We start from the raw sequence: 16,718 nt of genomic DNA, 5'->3' as shown, positions 1-16,718 counted from the left end.
GATCCCATCCCGAACTCAGAAGTGAAACAGACCAGCGCCGATGGTAGTGTGGCGTTGCCCATGTGAGAGTAGGTCATCGTCAGGCTCCTAATACCAAAACCCCAGCATCCTTGATGTTGGGGTTTTTTATTGCCTGAAATTCACGGCCTCACTCACGGCAGGCCGGTGATATACTCTCCCCATAACGAACGACATCTCAGAATGGAGCCTGCCAATGCCTGCCACTGATCACCTGGTTATCTTCGATACAACGCTCCGTGATGGCGAGCAAAGCCCCGGTGCCACCATGAACAAAGCCGAGAAGCTCCGCATTGCGAAAGCGCTGGAAAAGCTCCGGGTGGATGTTATTGAGGCAGGATTCGCGATTGCCAGCCAGGGTGATTTCGAGGCGGTGAAAGCGATCGCCGAGTCCATCAAGGACTCAACGATCTGCAGTCTTGCTCGGGCGCTCGACAAGGATATCGATCGCGCGGCAGAAGCTATCCGGCCGGCACAGCGCGGGCGTATTCATACGTTTATAGCCACGTCGCCCATTCACATGAAGCACAAGCTGCAGATGCAGCCCGATGAAGTGATTGAGCAGGCGGTTCGCTCTGTGAAGCGCGCGCGGAGTCATGTCGACGACGTCGAATTCTCCTGCGAGGACGCCGGACGTTCCGAACTGGACTTCCTCTGCCGGATCATTGAGGCCGCCATCGATGCCGGTGCCAGCACGATCAATATCCCGGATACGGTCGGTTACGCCATTCCCGAGCAGTTCGGTGAAACCATCCGTCAGTTGTTGAACCGGATTCCGAACGCGGACAAAGCTATTTTTTCGGTGCATTGCCACAACGACCTGGGACTGGCTGTATCGAACTCCCTGGCGGCGGTTTCCCAGGGAGCCCGTCAGGTAGAGTGCACCATCAATGGGTTGGGTGAGCGGGCCGGTAACGCGGCGCTCGAAGAAATTGTCATGGCGGTTCGTACCCGCCAGGATCTGTTCCATATCGATACCCGCATTGATGCCCAGCACATCGTGCCGGCGTCTCGTCTTGTTTCTACAATCACCGGTTTTCCGGTACAGCCCAACAAGGCTATCGTCGGCGCCAATGCCTTTGCCCATGAATCCGGGATACACCAGGATGGGGTTCTGAAGCACCGGGAGACCTATGAGATCATGCGGGCGCAGGACGTTGGTTGGCATACCAACAGCCTCGTCCTGGGCAAACACTCCGGTCGGAACGCCTTCCGTACCCGTTTGCTGGAGCTCGGAATTCAGTTTGAGACCGAGACCGAGCTGAATGAGGCCTTTACACGGTTCAAGGCGCTGGCAGATCTGAAACATGAGATTTTCGATGAGGATCTTCAGGCGATTGCCAGCGATACCCGGCAGAAAGAGGAAGACGGCCGTTATGGCCTGGTCTGTATGCAGGTCTGCTCGGAGACCGGAGTCGTGCCCAAAGCCAATCTCACGCTGAGCGTAGACGGCAAAGAGCACAAGGTTGAAGCCGAGGGCAGCGGGCCGGTCGATGCCACGTTCAAGGCAATCGAATCTCTGGTGGATTCCGGCTGCAATCTCCAGCTGTATTCCGTAAACAACATTACCAGCGGCACCGATGCCCAGGGCGAGGTAACGGTACGCCTGGAGCGCGGTGGCCGCATCGTTAACGGCGTGGGTGCTGATACTGATATCATCATCGCGTCCGCCAAGGCTTACATTGAGGCCCTGAACCTGATCAGCAAGGGCGGAATTCGACAGCATCCCCAGGTCGCGGATGTGTGAGAATGGTTATTCGGTGAGTCGCGACAGGCGAAGGCAATGATTGGATCGGAAGCAGAGCGTCAGTTTTATCTGGGAGCAGCGGGGATACGAATGTGGTATGCCCGGCAACCGTTGCCCGGCGCGGCGCCAAGCCCGGATTTTGAGTTTCCCGAGGAGAGTCAGGTTCCGGAGCCAATGCCTGGAACTTCTGAGACCATACCCAGTCCGGTAAGAGATGCCGGTCGGCCTGCGCCGCGTAAACCGACGGGACCAGATAGAACTGAAGGCGTGGCCCGAATAGCGGATCTTCAGGCCTTGATGGAAGGTGAGGCTGTCGCGCCAGGCAACGCCTCCCGACAGCCTCGCCAATCGCCTGCCGTGTCGGATGACGCTGCGAACGCTCCGGAGCCCGCAGCGCCAGAAGAGATGGCAGCGCAGCCTGCCGGGATTCCCTCTGAGAGCGTTAACGTCATGATCTGGGCGGGAACCGGAGCAGTGCTCATCGGAGGCATGTCTGCGGATGCCAGCAGTCGACTGCAGGAAACCCTCGCACTGAATATTCTCAAGAGCCTTGGTGAGGAGCAGCCTCAAGTGCTCGGGCAAGTCTCCTGGCCTATCTTCAACAATCTGTTGGTGCCCGGGAACTCCGGCCATGACTTTGTTGAGGTGATGCGCAGTGTTCTGTCGGGCCTGGAAAGTCAGCAGGTTGTCGTCTTGCAGGGTGGAGAGGATGCAGAAAAAAGCTGGCTGAGCGAAGCCCTTGGACACGACGCAGCAGTCCGGTTTCCGCACACCCTTGCTGAGATTGCCGGCAACCCGACATTGAAGCGCTCCCTGTGGCAACAGATACGGCCTCTGGTCGCCCGTTAATGCCTTATCCGGAAACCTACCAAAAAGTTCTTGATGCCGATCTTATTGTGCGCCCCCTGGTGCCCGAGGATGTCCCGGATGTGCTCGATATAGAGCGCCAGGGTTATTCGCACCCCTGGAGCGAATCGGTGTTTCTGGATTGTTTCAAGGACAACTACCGGCTCTGGGGTGCCTGCCATGGGGGCAAACTCACCGCGTACGCTGTCGTGGCCTACATGGTTGATGAAGCGCATTTGCTGAATATCTGCGTCCACCCGAGAGCCCGCGGTGAGGGGGTGGGGCGCTATCTTCTGAGGCATGTTCTGGCAACCGCAGCTCATGAAGGTATGGCTCAGCTGTTGCTCGAAGTCAGGGACAGCAATCATGCCGCTATCGCGTTGTACCAGAATGAAGGCTTTCACGAGATCGGCCAGCGCCCCGGGTATTATCCGTCTGCCAGTGGGCGGGAGGATGCCCGGGTCCTGATGCTTGCCCTCGGCCAGTGATCACTGCAGTGCGAGTTAGCGTCACAGCGGCATAGGGCCTATAATGGCCGCCTTTTCCAGAACTTCAGATTCAGGTTGCTTTTCGATTATGTCTAACCTTTCCCAGGAAGTGGCCAAGCGCCGCACCTTCGCCATTATCTCGCACCCGGATGCCGGTAAGACCACGATTACCGAGAAGGTGCTTTTGTTCGGGCAGGCAATCCAGAAGGCCGGTACCGTCAAGGGAAAGAAGTCTGGCCAGCACGCCAAGTCCGACTGGATGGAAATGGAGAAAGAGCGGGGTATTTCGGTAACCACCTCCGTCATGCAGTTTCCTTATGGTGGCAAGCTGGTGAACCTGCTGGATACGCCGGGCCACGAAGACTTCTCGGAAGACACCTACCGCACGCTCACGGCGGTGGACTCCTGTCTGATGGTTATTGACAGCGCCAAGGGTGTCGAGGAACGGACCATCAAACTGATGGAGGTTACCCGGCTGCGGGATACGCCGATTATCACGTTCATGAACAAGCTGGATCGGGACACCCGGGATCCGGTGGAGCTGATGGACGAGGTTGAGGAAGTTCTGAAAATTGCCTGTGCACCGATCACCTGGCCCATCGGTATGGGCAAGAGCTTCAAAGGGGTTTATCACCTGCTTCGGGACGAGGTTATTCTGTATCAGTCCGGCCAGGGCCATATGATTCAGGACAAGCGCGTTATCTCGGGGCTGGACAATCCCGAGCTTGATCAGGCGATTGGTGCTTACGCCGACGATCTGCGTGATGAAATTGAGCTGGTCAAAGGCGCGTCCCACGAGTTTGATCAGGAAGCTTTTCTTGCCGGCGAACTGACGCCAGTCTTCTTTGGTACCGCACTGGGTAACTTCGGCGTGGACCACATGCTCGATGGTCTGGTGGAGTGGGCCCCGGCGCCGCAACCGCGGGAAACCGACCAGAGACTGGTCCAGCCGGCCGAGGACGGGTTCTCGGGCTTCGTATTCAAGATTCAGGCAAATATGGATCCACAGCATCGTGACCGTGTTGCCTTCCTCCGCATTGTCTCCGGCAGTTACAACCAGGGTATGAAGGCCCGTCATGTCCGTATTGGCAAGGAAGTCCGGTTTTCCGACGCGCTGACGTTCATGGCCGGCGACCGCGAACACGCCGAGCAGGCGTTTGCCGGCGATATTATCGGCCTGCACAACCATGGCACCATTCAGTTGGGTGATACCTTTACCGCCGGCGACGAGATGAAGTTCACCGGCATCCCCAACTTTGCGCCCGAATTGTTCCGCCGGATTCGCCTGAAGGATCCGCTCAAGGCCAAGCAGCTCCAGAAAGGGCTGATACAGCTGTCCGAAGAGGGCGCCGTGCAGGTGTTCAGGCCGCTTCGGAATAACGATCTCATCGTCGGGGCGGTCGGTGTGCTGCAGTTCGATGTGGTGGTCAGTCGCCTGAAAAGCGAATACAAGGTGGAGGCCATCTACGAGCCAATTAACGTGGCCACTGCGCGATGGGTCACCTGCAGCGATGAGCGCAAGCTTGACGAGTTCCAGCGCAAGAACAACGACAACCTGGCCCTTGATGGGAGTGACAGGCTTGCCTACATTGCTCCGACCATGGTCAACCTGAACCTGGCTCAGGAGCGGTATCCGGACATCCAGTTCCACAAGACCCGGGAGCATTAACGGTTCCGGGCGGAGGTGACTGTGCAGCTGATCGACGCCCATTGCCATTTCGATTTTCCCCAGTTCGATGGCCGCCGCGATAAAGAGCTTGAGCAGGGCCGATCGCGCGGACTCCGGGGGCTGGTGATACCCGGTGTCCGGCGACCGGACTGGGACCGCGTCCGCGAGACAGCGCTGGCTCATGATGGTCTGTTTTACTGTCTCGGCATTCACCCCTGGTTTGTGGAAGAGCATTCTGAAGAAGACTTGACTCGGCTCCGCCGATTGCTGGAGGGTCGTCCCGACCGCTGTGTGGCAATCGGTGAATGCGGACTCGATCGAATCCGGGGAAGTCTCGAAGCGCAGTTGCCCTGGTTTGAAGCCCAGGTGGCGCTGGCTGACGAACTGAATTTGCCGCTGGTGATCCACTCCGTCAAGACCCATGACGAAGTTCACGGTGTGCTCAATCGTCGCCAGTGGCAGGGTCGAGCACTGATTCACGGATTCAGCGGAAGCTTCCAGCAGGCCGCAAAGCTGGTCGATCTTGGGTGCTTTATCGGGGTAGGGGGCGTGATTACCCATCCCAGGGCCCGAAAGACCCGCGACGCAGTCGCAAAATTGCCATTGGAGGCGCTGGTGCTTGAGACCGACGCCCCGGACATGGCGCCGGAAGGCGTGCCACAGGGAGCGAACTCCCCCCGCTATCTGCCGGATATTCTGGACGCGCTCGCGGAGCTCCGTGGCACGTCGCCGGAGCATCTGGCGCCGGCGCTTCTGGATAACGTGTCGCGGCTTTACGGTTGGGCGACTGCCGGTATAGGGGAATAACGAAACGAATCCACACAGGGTTGGCTTTCCTGGGTGGTTCGAGTATACTTCGCGCCCTGGCTTTTCAAGGCGATGTCATTATCTCAGCCCCGAATGATGGCAACGCAACACAGGTATGGAACCCCCTCCGGATGCCTTGCATTTACCGGCGGTGGTTTTTAACGTTTCTTATATAGCGTTCAAGGCGGAATCAATGAAGACTCTGAGTGCGAAACCAGAAACAGTAAAACGTGACTGGTACGTTGTAGACGCAGCCGGCAAGACGCTGGGTCGTCTGTCAACCGAAATCGCCCTTCGTCTGCGGGGCAAGCATAAGCCTGAGTACACCCCCCACGTAGACACTGGCGATTACATTGTAGTGATCAACGCCAGCCAGGTGCGGGTTACCGGCAAGAAAGCATCTGACAAGATGTACTACAGTCATACCGGCTTTCCGGGTGGAATCAAATCCATCAACTTCGAGAAGCTGGTCGACAAGGCGCCCGAGCAAATCATCCAGAAGTCTGTCAAAGGCATGCTTCCCAAGGGACCGCTCGGTCGCGCCATGTTCAAGAAGCTGAAAATCTATGCCGGCGCTGAGCACCCTCACGCAGCCCAGCAGCCCAAAGAACTCGACATTTAACGGAAGGCGGATATGTCTGTAGCACAAAATTACGGTACTGGTCGCCGCAAGACATCCACGGCTCGGGTTTTTATCAAGCCGGGAAGCGGTAACATCTCCATCAACGGTCGCACCATCGAAGATTTCTTCGGTCGCGAAACGCTGCGTATGATCGTTCGTCAGCCCCTGGTGGTTGCCGAGTCTACCGATCGTTTTGATATCAACATTACCGTTAAGGGTGGTGGTATCAGTGGCCAGGCCGGCGCAATTCGCCACGGTCTGACCCGCGCTCTGATGGATTACGACGAAACTCTGCGCCCGGCGCTGCGTAAAGCGGGTTATGTCACCCGTGATGCACGTGAAGTTGAGCGTAAGAAAGTGGGTCTGCGCAAGGCGCGTAAGCGTCCTCAGTACTCCAAGCGTTAATTCCGCTGGAGCAGATCCTGGAAAACCCGGCCCTTTTCGGTCGGGTTTTTTTATGTTCCAGTGATTTGTCAGCAAATTGATCTGGAACAGGGATGGAGCGCCAGTGGCGGCTTTCCGACTTGTAAGCCCTTGGTAATTTCATTACCATTTGGGCGCTTATATTTTTGGGTTGTGAAGTCCTTTTAGATGCACATTGCCGGCTGCGTTGCGGGCTGTGACATCGCCTGATGGGAGAAAACCATAATGAGTAATGGCGACGTGAGCCAAGGCAGGCGCCGGTTTCTGATCGGTGCTACGTCTGTGGTGGGTGGAGTCGGCGTCGTCGGTGCGGCGGTTCCGTTCCTGGGGTCATGGAATCCCAGTGCAAAAGCGGAAGCGGCCGGTGCACCGGTAACCGTCAATATCAGCAAGATCGAGCCGGGCCAGCAGATTACTGTTGAATGGCGAGGCAAGCCGGTCTGGATCATCCGCCGTACCGAAGAAATGCGCGCAAATATCGAGAAGCTGAATGACCGGGTGAAAGATCCCCAGTCCGAAGCGCCGCAGCAGCCGCCGTATATCGATGGCATCCTGCGCTCGCTGAAGCCGGAATTTGCCGTGCTTGTAGGTCTGTGTACCCACCTTGGCTGTGTTCCATCCTATCGCCCGGAAGTTGCTCCGGCAGACCTGGGTGACGAGTGGCTGGGCGGCCTGTTCTGTCCCTGTCACGGTTCACGATACGATATGGCTGGCCGGGTTTTCGAAGCGCAGCCTGCTCCCCTGAACCTGGAGGTGCCGCCCTATCGTTACGACGATGATGTGACCCTCACGATTGGTCTTGATCCGGAGGCAGCGTAATGAGCAAGTTACTCAACTGGGTAGACGAACGGCTTCCGGTCATTGATGCCTGGAACAAGCACCTTGGCAAGTACTACGCGCCGAAAAACTTCAACCTGTGGTACTTCTTTGGTTCCCTCGCGATGCTGGTTCTCGTGAATCAGTTGGTCACGGGAATCTGGCTGACCATGAGCTACAACCCTTCGGCGGAAGGCGCATTCGCATCCGTTGAATACATCATGCGTGATGTCGAGTGGGGTTGGCTGCTGCGTTACCTGCATTCTACCGGTGCCTCGGCCTTCTTTATTGTGGTCTATCTCCACATGTTCCGGGGGTTGATGTACGGCTCCTATCAGAAGCCGCGTGAGCTGATCTGGATCTTCGGTATGCTGATCTACCTGATCCTGATGGCTGAAGCGTTCATGGGCTATCTCCTGCCGTGGGGCCAGATGTCCTACTGGGGTGCGCAGGTTATCGTTAACCTGTTCGGGGCTATCCCCGTGATCGGTGAGGACCTCTCTCTCTGGATTCGTGGTGACTACCTGATTTCCGGTATTACCCTCAACCGATTCTTCGCGCTGCACGTAGTGGCACTGCCGATCGTTCTGCTGGGCCTGGTAGTGCTTCACATCCTGGCACTGCACGAAGTGGGCTCCAACAACCCCGACGGTATCGATATCAAGAAGAACAAGGACGAAAACGGCATCCCCAAAGACGGAATTCCGTTCCATCCTTACTACACCGTGCACGATCTGCTCGGCGTGGGCGTTTTCTTCTTCATCTTCTTTATTGTTGTATTCTTCTTCCCGGAAGGTGGCGGGTTGTTCATCGAGAAGCCGAACTTCGAGCCGGCAAACCCGTTGAAAACACCGAATCATATTGCGCCCGTTTGGTACTTCACTCCGTTCTACGCAATGCTGCGTGCGGTGACGATCGACCTGTTCGGTCTTGACGCCAAGTTCTGGGGTGTTGTTGTAATGGGTGCGGCAATTGCCATCCTGTTCGTACTGCCCTGGCTGGACAAGAGCCCGGTACGGTCCATGCGTTACAAAGGCTGGCTGAGCCGTATTGCACTGGCCATCTTCGTGGTGAGCTTTGTGATCCTCGGCTACCTCGGTCTTGTACCCGCTACCGAAGGCCGCACAATGGTTGCTCAGGTTCTGACGGTGCTGTACTTCCTCTACTTTATCCTCATGCCGTTCTACACGCGCATGGAGAAAACCAAGCCAGTTCCAGAGAGGGTGACAGGATAATGAGAAAGCTGATTTTTGGTCTTTTCATCGCGGTCCTGCCAGCTCTCGGGCTGGCAGCGGGTTCAACCGTGCCGCTGGACAGCTTCGAGTCAGATCACTCTGACAAGGCATCTCTCCAGCGCGGAGCGGTAACCTTTACCAACTATTGCATGGGTTGTCATTCCATGGAGTACGCGCGCTACAAGCGTGTGGCTGAGGATCTCGAAATTCCCGATGAGCTGTATGAGGAAAACCTGATCTTCACCGGCGCCAAAATTGGCGAGCTGATGAAAAACTCCATGAACAAAGACATGGCGGCTGACTGGTTCGGTGCTCCGCCACCGGATCTTACGCTCGAAACCCGTCTGCGTGGCGAAGCGTGGGTATACTCCTACCTCCGCGGTTTCTACAAGGACGAGTCCCGTCCGCTGGGCGTCAATAACGTGGTATTCCCGAATGTCGGTATGCCCCATGTTCTGGTTGGTTTGCAGGGCCTCTGCGCCGTTGAACCGAAAATCGGAACGCCGGCCAGCGTTGAACCGTTGAGTGGGAATATCAACAACGCGGACGCTTGCCCGGAGTACGCAATCGAAGGCAGCATGTCTGGAGCCGACTTCGACCAGGCGATGTACGACCTGACCAACTTCATGTCGTACATGGCGGATCCGGTCAAGCTCGAGCGTGAGCGTCTGGGGATCTTTGTTCTGATCTTTGTGGCCATCTTCTTCGTGTTCGCTTACCTGCTCAATCGTGAGTACTGGAAGGACGTACACTGAGAAATAGGGTATAATCCCGTCCCCTGAGTTCCAGCGGGCATAACCGGCCCGCTGGATTTTTGCGTTTTTTCAGGATCATTTCGGTTTGTTTACTCGTGAGGTAGTTCTATGGGCGTTGTGACCAAGCGGTCATCAATGACGTTTTTCTCGGATCCGGCCAGCCATTACAGCCACAGGGTGCGTATTGTTCTGGCAGAGAAGGGCGTTACCGTCGATATCGTTGATGTGGATCCGGATAACCCGCCGGCTGAACTGGCGGACCTGAACCCATACAACGCCCTGCCGACGCTGGTAGATCGTGATCTTGTGCTCTATGAGCCCAACATCATGATGGAATACCTCGACGAGCGTTTCCCGCATCCGCCTTTATTGCCGGTGTATCCTGTGGCGCGAGCCAACAGCCGTCTGATGATCCATAGGATCCAGAAAGACTGGTGTGGCCTGGTCGACCAGATTCTGGCTCAGCCGAACGCCAAGGCGTCCGACACAGCTCGCAAAGAGCTGAAGGAAAGTCTGTTGGCAACGGCGCCGCTGTTTGGTGAGATGCCGTTTTTCCTGTCTGAAGAGTTCACCATTGTGGACTGTTGCATTGCTCCCATCCTGTGGCGTCTTCCGTCGCTGGGTATTGAGCTGAATGAGAAGCAGGCCAAGCCGCTGCAGAAGTACATGGAGAGCATCTTCAGTCGGGATGGCTTCAAGGCAAGCCTGTCAGATCTGGAAGAAGACATTCGCAGCTGATTTGGTAACGTTCCGCTTGCCGGAGCAGGAGAGTGGCAGTGGCTGAGAGTAAAAACACCATGACGTCCAGCCGTCCGTACCTGGTACGAGCATTCAATGAGTGGATTCTGGACAATGACTGTACCCCCTACATTGTAGTGGACGCAGGCATTCAGGGTGTGCAGGTGCCGACAGAGCATGTCGCGAACGGGCAGATTGTGCTGAATATCAGCCCGGGCGCCGTGCGCGGCCTGGTCATCGGGAATGGAGCGCTGGAATTCAGTGCCCGTTTCGGTGGCGTGCCCATGCAGGTGTTTATTCCGTTGCAGGCGGTGATGGCAATCTACGCCAAGGAAAACGGCGAGGGCATGGTCTTCGGCAGTGAGCCGGGCTCTCCCGATCCTGACGGTACCTCGAAGGAGCGCGATGGTGAGCAGGCGTCACCTGGTCAGGAGGATCGCCCCTCTGGCAGGCCTACCCTCAAGGTTGTGAAATAACGCCAGCGCACTGGTTTTGAAAAAGCCAGCTTACGCTGGCTTTTTTTATCCCCCGAAGATTTTTGCGTCGATAAGCCCGCAAAGGGCATTGATGATGAGCAGCAGCAGAGGTGTAGCCTCCGTGGGACTGAGATCGTTCAGGGCGATTTCGTGGTCCTCTGGATGCAACAAAGAGGTTATGTCCGATTTCTCCCTGGCACTGAGAACCACAACACTCATTTCCCGATCATGGGCAACCTGGATAGCCTGGATAAGATTTGCCTTGTGGCCATCGTCGACGATCACGAACAACAGGTCCCCGGGTTTGCCAATCGCCCGGACCTGACGCGAGAAGGTATCGTTGAAACGGTTATCCCGGCAGATGGCCGAATAGGTCGTTGCGTCGGCGCCGAGATTGATGGCGGGCAGTGCCGGCCTGTCCTGTTCGAAACGGTTCAGAAGCGCGGTACAGAAGTACTGGGCCAGAATGTTGGCATTACCGTTGGCGCAGGTAACTATTTTCCCGTCCTGGAGCAGAGTTTCCACGAAGGCATTGGCAACCTCCTCGATAGCAGGGCCGGCCGTACTCGCGGCCTGCGCGGTATGCTCCATATGGCTTGCGAACCACTGGTTGATCTGGTGTTCGGTGTCGGTCATTTTCGGTATCACTATCCTGCCAGAATTGCATTCCTGATCCATTGTACCCGGTATTTTTTGACGGTACCCGGGCTGATGGCAACCACATCTATCCGTGAGAGACTGTTCCAGAGCCCGTGCCTGTGCAGGTAAAACGAGACTGCACGAATCAGGCGTTTCTGTTTGGGGTAATTGATGGAGCTTGCAGGATCTACAAGGCTGCCAGCGCCCCGATAGCGGACCTCGAAGAATACGAGAGTCTCACCTTCCTGTCCGACGAGATCAATCTCGCCGCCGCGATTGTAGACGTTGCGCTCAATAATCCGGACGCCCCGACTGGCGAGGTAACGGGCTGCAACGCCCTCGAAGTGGTTACCCAGGGTTTTGGTGCCATCCATGGCTACTGTTTTTCTCCGTTGGTGTTATTCGCTGAGAGGTGGGGCTTCCTCTTGAGCGCCTTCCATCTCTCCCTCTTCGGTTACCGGTTCAGGAATGAGTTCAGGGGCGCCGTTGCGGAACTGGGCCCAGAGTTGTTCCCGATGGATGCTGCCCTCGGGCGTCATGGTCAGCACACCTGTTTGGCCTGATATCGAGGCGCTTTCAACCTGTTTCAGCAACGGCAGGCGTTTGCTCAGGTGCCACGCATCGGCGCCCATGGCGAAAAGGCGCCCGGGCTGGCCACGGGTTCCGGACAGATTTTCGGTAGCTCGCGTACGCAGCTCATTGTCGTCGCCCAGTACCCAGGGAATATCAGTGAAAATAACGCCGTTCAGGTCACGGTCCCGTGAAGGTGCGGGTGTGCCCTCATAGATAATGGAAGGCGAGTACACAGGCAGGTCCCCGCCGAAATAGAAGGCGAAAAGCGGTTTGAACTGTCGGGCGACAGTGGGCTCTGCCACCATGACGATGGCGTCGGCATCCTGCCGGCGACGCGGCTCGAATTCGACATTCATGCCAATGGTGCGTTCAACCTGGATGGCCCGGTCGCGGGAAACGGTAATGCCCAGCAGGTCAGCCGTTACCGCCCTGAGGTTGTCTTCCCGGTAGAAGCGCTCGATATCCAGGGCAACGCCTTCATGGGACGCCATGCGTTTCAGCAACGCAGCCTCAACGCGATCGCCCCACTCGCCGCCGGGGATAAGCACCAGAACCTGGCGCAGTTGTTCTGCGGCAAGCCGGTCGGCAATTTGCCGGGCCTCGTCCTCTGCCGAGAGACCGAACTGGTAGAGTCCGTCAGCAGGCTTGGTATCCGCAGGCAGGTAATTCAGCCCGAGAGCGGGTACGGGCAGCGTATTCATTGAACCCAGTCCGGCCAGAGCCTCTTTTTCCAGGGGGCCGACAATCAGGTCGATATCCTGTTCCGATAGCTGCTTGTAAAGTTCGCTGAAAGACGTGCCGGCGGTATCAAAGATCCGAATGTCGGTTTTGCCCCGGTCAGCAGTGTCATCCAGGTAGTACGCTGCCAGAAAGCCATCCCGGATGGCCTTGCCCGCCGTTGCCAGCGGGCCCTGGAGAGGCAGGGCAAGAGCGATTTTTTCCGGACGGCTGTCCGCCAGTGTGGCGATCAGTTGGAGTTCCGAGGGCAGAACCTGGGCGGCAGGATGGCCGGGCCAGTTGTTTTGCCAACCCCGGATGAGTCGGCCCTGCTCGTCTATGCCGGTTTCTGCAGTGCGCACCAGGTTTGCCAGCTCCAGCCAGCCCTGGGCCTCATAGCCAATCGCTTCGGCAGAGGCCGAGCTCAGCTCGGTGCCCGGTACCTTCTCCAGCAGGGACCAGATGCGGTTATGAATCTGTTGCGCATCCGCGGTGTTATCCGTCTGGGCCAGCAGGATAAGGGTCATGGCCGCAGGCATCGGCTTGCCCGCTAGGTCATAAGCGTCCGCCTGCAGGTTGGCGGCCCGGGCCATCAGGTCGGCCGGGTACTCTATAAAGGTCGACGGCGTGAGTTCGGCGGCAAGCGCCGCTGCCCAGGATTCGTCCTCAAGGGCCTTGGCGCTTGCCATGGCTAGCAGGAGTTTCTGGTTGCTAAGGTCCGCAGCCGGTTGCGCCAGCTGCGAACTTTGAAGTAGCGTTCGTGCTGCCACGTGGTTGCCCTGGTCCTGGAACCTGCTGGCGATCCGGAGGAGGTAGGCCTGGGCGGTCTCGATATTATCTTCGTTGCCGGCAAGCTCGAGGGCCTGGTCGGCCGTTTGCGCGACGTGGGTTTCGAGATTGACGGTGGCGCAGCCCGCCGACAAAAGGGCGGCAGTAAATACGCTGGCCAGGGCTCGTTGATGAATACGGATATTTAACATGGCAGGCTCGACATACTCCGGATGATTGGGCTTGTAGCGCCAGACTAACGCTGGCAAGTTTAACAGCTCCGGGGTTAATTCACATGACGTAACTGTCACGCTCCCGGATACCCCATCACAGAGGCACACGCTTTGAAAAACGAGGTCAGCGATTACCCGTCGTCCGATAGCCGCAGGGATGAACAGGGCGGCACTCTTTATGTTGTGGCCACCCCGATTGGCAACCTTGATGATCTATCTCCAAGAGCAACCCGGACCCTGGCCCACGTGGATGTGGTCGCGGCAGAGGATACGCGCCACAGTGGCCGGCTATTGAGCCATCTGGGCATTCAGAAGCGAATGATCGCATTGCATGACCATAACGAAAAAGATCGCGCAGCCGGGATCCTCGCTGAGCTTAAGGCCGGGCGCGATGTGGCGCTGATCTCCGACGCCGGTACACCGCTTATCTCCGATCCCGGATACGTGCTGGTGCGAGACGCCAGGGCTGCGGGGTATCGGGTGAGCCCGATTCCGGGGCCCTGTGCACTGGTAGTGGCTCTGAGCGCGGCCGGCCTGCCGACGGACCGCTTTCTCTACGTGGGGTTTCTGCCTGCCAAGCGCTCGGGTCGCAGGGCCAGTCTTGAACCCCTGGCCAGTGAGTCGGCCACTCTTGTGTTCTATGAATCGCCGCACAGGATTCTAGAGTCGGTACGGGATATTGCCGAGGTGCTGGGCGAGGATCGTGAGATGGTTCTGGGGCGGGAAATCACCAAGACCTTCGAAACCTTCTATTCCGGTTCGGTTGCGGAGGTTCTGGCAGAGTTGGAGCAGGATCCCCACGGAACCCGTGGGGAGTTCGTGGTCATGGTTCGAGGTGCGATGGCGCAACCTGGTAATGATGACGCGGCTACCATGGATGTGGACCGTGTGCTTCGGGTTTTGCTGGCAGAGCTTCCGGTGAAGAAGGTCGCCAAAATGGCCTCAGAACTGACCGGTCTGTCGAAAAATGAGCTGTACCAGCGCGCACTGGCGCTCAAAGACAACTGAGTACAGTGGCGTTTTCCCTTGCAAGGCTTTGGGCGCAGGAGTATTGTCTCGCCCGAGCTCGCCAGACAGTCGCCGCCGGTTTTCCGGGGGAGGAAAGTCCGGGCTCCATAGGGCAAGGTGCCAGGTAACGCCTGGGCGGCGCGAGCCGACGGAAAGTGCAACAGAAAGTATACCGCCTAAGCGCCCTCGGGCGCCGGTAAGGGTGAAACGGTGCGGTAAGAGCGCACCGCGTGGCTGGCAACAGTCCACGGCGATGGTAAACCCCACCTGGAGCAAGACCAAATAGGAATCCAATGGCGTGGCCCGCGCTGGATTCGGGTAGGTTGCTTGAGGTCTGTGGTGACGCAGACCCTAGATGAATGACTGTCCAAGACAGAACCCGGCTTATCGGCGAGCTCGCTCTTTTCCCTTCCTGTGACATTCGTCATTCTCAACAGATGTCCTTTATAGCCAAAAAATCTTAAACCTCACTTGCAGTCTTCAGACTTTTTTGCAGGTATTTGATTTTACTTCTTTTCTTTTCCGTAATCTCACCATTTCATCGAATCCGCCTCCGTAACCTCTTGTCATAAAAGGAACTTTTGCAAGTGTGGCGCTGTTTGCGGCGCTTGCATTGTGTATTGCGTGTTTCTATAGTGTGCAGAAGTGGGAAAAAGTGGTTTCTAGTGGTTTTTTGTGGATATCGGGCACCCAGAGACAGCGTAAATGAGTAATTTTCTCGGCAGTCATGCCATCAATATGGATGCGAAGGGTCGCCTGGCGATCCCCTCCAAGGTGCGCGAAGAGCTCGCGCAGGCCTGTGGTGGGCGCATTGTATTGACAGCAAACGCTGACGAGGAGCGGTGTCTGCTGGTCTATCCGGAGCCCGAGTGGGAAGTTCTACGGCCTAAAATCGAGGCGCTTCCCAACATGAATAAGGCGGCCCGGCGGCTGCAGCGTCTGATCCTGGGTAATGCTGCTCCCATGGAGCTGGATTCGGCCGGGCGCATTCTGATTCCGCCAACTCTTAGAAGCTATGCCCATCTGGAGAAAAAGCTGATGTTGATCGGGCAAGGCAAGAAGCTAGAGCTCTGGAGTGAAGAGCGCTGGTTTGCCTGGCTGGATGAATCCTCTGATGACGAAGACATGCCGCCCGAGATGGAGGCGCTGTCCTTATGACCACCGATCGCAACCAGGAGGCCGGGGCGGCGTACTCGCATCGCTCGGTGCTCCTGGATTCGGCGGTCGACTATCTGGTCAACGACCCCGACGGTTATTACGTGGATGGCACCTTTGGACGGGGTGGTCACAGCCGCCTGATTCTCGATCGCCTCGGCCCGTCGGCGCGGTTGCTGGGTATCGACAAGGATCCCGAGGCGATACGCGCGGCGAAGGAATTGGAAGCCCAGGATAACCGGTTCCACAGTTTCCACGGTTCGTTTGCGGAGCTGGGCGCTGCGGTGGTCGGTCAGGGTTGGCAGACAGTGAATGGTGTGTTGCTGGATCTCGGCGTGTCATCGCCGCAGCTTGATGATGCCTCCCGTGGATTCAGTTTCATGCGTGATGGTCCACTGGACATGCGCATGAATACCGAACAATCGCCCAGTGCCGCCGAGTGGCTTGCAACAGCGGACGAGTCGGATATCGCAAACGTGATTTTCCGTTATGGCGAAGAGAAATTCTCGCGGCGCATTGCCCGGCTACTGGTCGAGCGTCGGCAGGAAGCGCCCGTCGAAACCACTCGCCAGTTGGCAGAGTTGGTCAGCGAGGCGGTCCCGAAAAAGGAAAAGCACAAGCATCCGGCTACCCGGACCTTCCAGGCAATCCGGATTTTTATCAACCGGGAGCTGGAAGATCTCGAAGTGGGTCTTCAGTCTGCTGTTGACCACCTCGCTCCTGGAGGGCGTCTGGTGGTCATCAGTTTTCATTCGCTGGAAGACCGATTGGTCAAGCGGTTCATGAGGGATCTGGCGCGCGGGCCACAGCTGCCCAAAGGGGTGCCCGTAACCGCGGAACAGGAAGCCTCGGATTTCCGGCTCGTTGGCAAAGCCAGCAAGGCCGGCGCCGAAGAAGTAAGTGACAACGTACGTGCCCGCAGCGCAGTCATGCGGGTGCTCGAACGCACCGATATCAGGAAAAACTCGCAGGGGAGCGCGTAACC

At 57.4% G+C, this 16,718-nt stretch carries 18 protein-coding genes, 1 rRNA gene and 1 other RNA gene; 17 read left to right on the top strand and 3 right to left on the bottom strand.

Translation table 11 applies throughout. The features are described from left to right. The 13 genes from rrf to EDB94_RS16740 all read left to right on the top strand — a co-directional run. Positions 1–85: ribosomal RNA gene (gene rrf / locus EDB94_RS16800) — 5S ribosomal RNA — on the top strand; the annotation flags it as partial. Positions 86–214: 129 nt separating this feature from the next. Then, entirely contained in the window at positions 215–1,765 is a 1,551-nt protein-coding gene (locus EDB94_RS16795; protein WP_014576083.1) for a 2-isopropylmalate synthase, read from the top strand. Positions 1,766–2,032: 267 nt separating this feature from the next. Beyond that, complete coding sequence (locus EDB94_RS16790; protein WP_260312616.1) at positions 2,033–2,614, top strand: 2-isopropylmalate synthase; 582 nt, start codon at positions 2,033–2,035, stop codon at positions 2,612–2,614. After that, positions 2,614–3,099 carry a ribosomal protein S18-alanine N-acetyltransferase gene (gene rimI, locus EDB94_RS16785; RefSeq protein WP_008176564.1) on the top strand — a complete coding sequence of 162 codons (486 nt, stop codon included), beginning with the start codon at positions 2,614–2,616 and terminating at the stop codon, positions 3,097–3,099. The genes EDB94_RS16790 and rimI overlap by 1 nt, the downstream gene beginning before the upstream one ends. Before the next feature lie 88 nt (positions 3,100–3,187). Next, entirely contained in the window at positions 3,188–4,768 is a 1,581-nt protein-coding gene (gene prfC, locus EDB94_RS16780) for a peptide chain release factor 3 (RefSeq protein WP_108018730.1), read from the top strand. A gap of 21 nt (positions 4,769–4,789) precedes the next feature. Beyond that, complete coding sequence (locus EDB94_RS16775) at positions 4,790–5,575, top strand: TatD family hydrolase (protein WP_108018731.1); 786 nt, start codon at positions 4,790–4,792, stop codon at positions 5,573–5,575. A gap of 193 nt (positions 5,576–5,768) precedes the next feature. Then, positions 5,769–6,197: a 50S ribosomal protein L13 gene (gene rplM / locus EDB94_RS16770; protein WP_008176556.1), complete on the top strand. Its 429-nt coding sequence runs from the start codon at positions 5,769–5,771 to the stop codon at positions 6,195–6,197. Positions 6,198–6,209: 12 nt separating this feature from the next. Continuing rightward, entirely contained in the window at positions 6,210–6,602 is a 393-nt protein-coding gene (gene rpsI / locus EDB94_RS16765) for a 30S ribosomal protein S9 (RefSeq protein WP_008176554.1), read from the top strand. A gap of 243 nt (positions 6,603–6,845) precedes the next feature. Beyond that, on the top strand, positions 6,846–7,439 hold the full coding sequence (petA, locus tag EDB94_RS16760; protein ID WP_014576088.1) for a ubiquinol-cytochrome c reductase iron-sulfur subunit: 594 nt from the start codon (positions 6,846–6,848) through the stop codon (positions 7,437–7,439). After that, positions 7,439–8,671, top strand: coding sequence for a cytochrome bc complex cytochrome b subunit (locus EDB94_RS16755; RefSeq protein ID WP_014576089.1), 1,233 nt, complete (start codon positions 7,439–7,441; stop codon positions 8,669–8,671). Before petA ends, EDB94_RS16755 begins: the two co-directional genes overlap by 1 nt. Then, positions 8,671–9,426, top strand: a complete 756-nt coding sequence (locus EDB94_RS16750; RefSeq protein WP_108018732.1) for a cytochrome c1 — start codon at positions 8,671–8,673, stop codon at positions 9,424–9,426. The genes EDB94_RS16755 and EDB94_RS16750 overlap by 1 nt, the downstream gene beginning before the upstream one ends. Before the next feature lie 108 nt (positions 9,427–9,534). Then, positions 9,535–10,164, top strand: a complete 630-nt coding sequence (locus EDB94_RS16745; RefSeq protein ID WP_014576091.1) for a glutathione S-transferase N-terminal domain-containing protein — start codon at positions 9,535–9,537, stop codon at positions 10,162–10,164. A gap of 59 nt (positions 10,165–10,223) precedes the next feature. Continuing rightward, the gene (locus tag EDB94_RS16740; RefSeq protein ID WP_169702205.1) at positions 10,224–10,640 is read left to right on the top strand and encodes a ClpXP protease specificity-enhancing factor; all 417 of its coding nucleotides are present in this window, start codon (positions 10,224–10,226) and stop codon (positions 10,638–10,640) included. Positions 10,641–10,685: 45 nt separating this feature from the next. Here the strand turns inward: EDB94_RS16740 and EDB94_RS16735 are convergent, their stop codons facing one another. From EDB94_RS16735 to EDB94_RS16725, 3 genes are read right to left on the bottom strand one after another with little or no spacing between them, the layout of a single operon-like run. Then, a complete protein-coding gene (locus EDB94_RS16735; protein WP_008176542.1) occupies positions 10,686–11,276 on the bottom strand; it encodes an SIS domain-containing protein in 591 nt (196 codons plus the stop codon). Between the two features lie 11 nt (positions 11,277–11,287). Then, positions 11,288–11,653 carry a YraN family protein gene (locus tag EDB94_RS16730; RefSeq protein WP_008176539.1) on the bottom strand — a complete coding sequence of 122 codons (366 nt, stop codon included), beginning with the start codon at positions 11,651–11,653 and terminating at the stop codon, positions 11,288–11,290. A 24-nt stretch (positions 11,654–11,677) separates the two neighbouring features. Next, positions 11,678–13,606 (bottom strand): penicillin-binding protein activator, encoded by a 1,929-nt coding sequence (locus EDB94_RS16725; RefSeq protein WP_260312615.1) that lies wholly within the window; start codon positions 13,604–13,606, stop codon positions 11,678–11,680. 75 nt (positions 13,607–13,681) lie between these two features. On the opposite strand from EDB94_RS16725, the gene rsmI reads away from it, so the two are divergent. The 4 genes from rsmI to rsmH all read left to right on the top strand — a co-directional run bounded on the left by rsmI (position 13,682) and on the right by rsmH (position 16,716). Next, complete coding sequence (rsmI, locus tag EDB94_RS16720; protein WP_108018734.1) at positions 13,682–14,578, top strand: 16S rRNA (cytidine(1402)-2'-O)-methyltransferase; 897 nt, start codon at positions 13,682–13,684, stop codon at positions 14,576–14,578. 53 nt (positions 14,579–14,631) lie between these two features. Further along, an RNA gene (gene rnpB, locus EDB94_RS16715) (RNase P RNA component class A) lies at positions 14,632–14,981 on the top strand. A gap of 302 nt (positions 14,982–15,283) precedes the next feature. Then, positions 15,284–15,736 (top strand): division/cell wall cluster transcriptional repressor MraZ, encoded by a 453-nt coding sequence (gene mraZ / locus EDB94_RS16710; protein WP_008176533.1) that lies wholly within the window; start codon positions 15,284–15,286, stop codon positions 15,734–15,736. Further along, positions 15,733–16,716 carry a 16S rRNA (cytosine(1402)-N(4))-methyltransferase RsmH gene (rsmH, locus tag EDB94_RS16705; RefSeq protein ID WP_108018735.1) on the top strand — a complete coding sequence of 328 codons (984 nt, stop codon included), beginning with the start codon at positions 15,733–15,735 and terminating at the stop codon, positions 16,714–16,716. Before mraZ ends, rsmH begins: the two co-directional genes overlap by 4 nt. The last annotated feature ends 2 nt before the right edge of the window (positions 16,717–16,718 follow it).

The organism is Marinobacter sp. 3-2, from assembly GCF_003751355.1.
GTDB classification, from domain to species: Bacteria; Pseudomonadota; Gammaproteobacteria; order Pseudomonadales; family Oleiphilaceae; genus Marinobacter; species Marinobacter adhaerens.
Note: the sequence above shows the minus strand (reverse complement) of the source record. Positions and strands in the feature narration are given on the sequence as shown.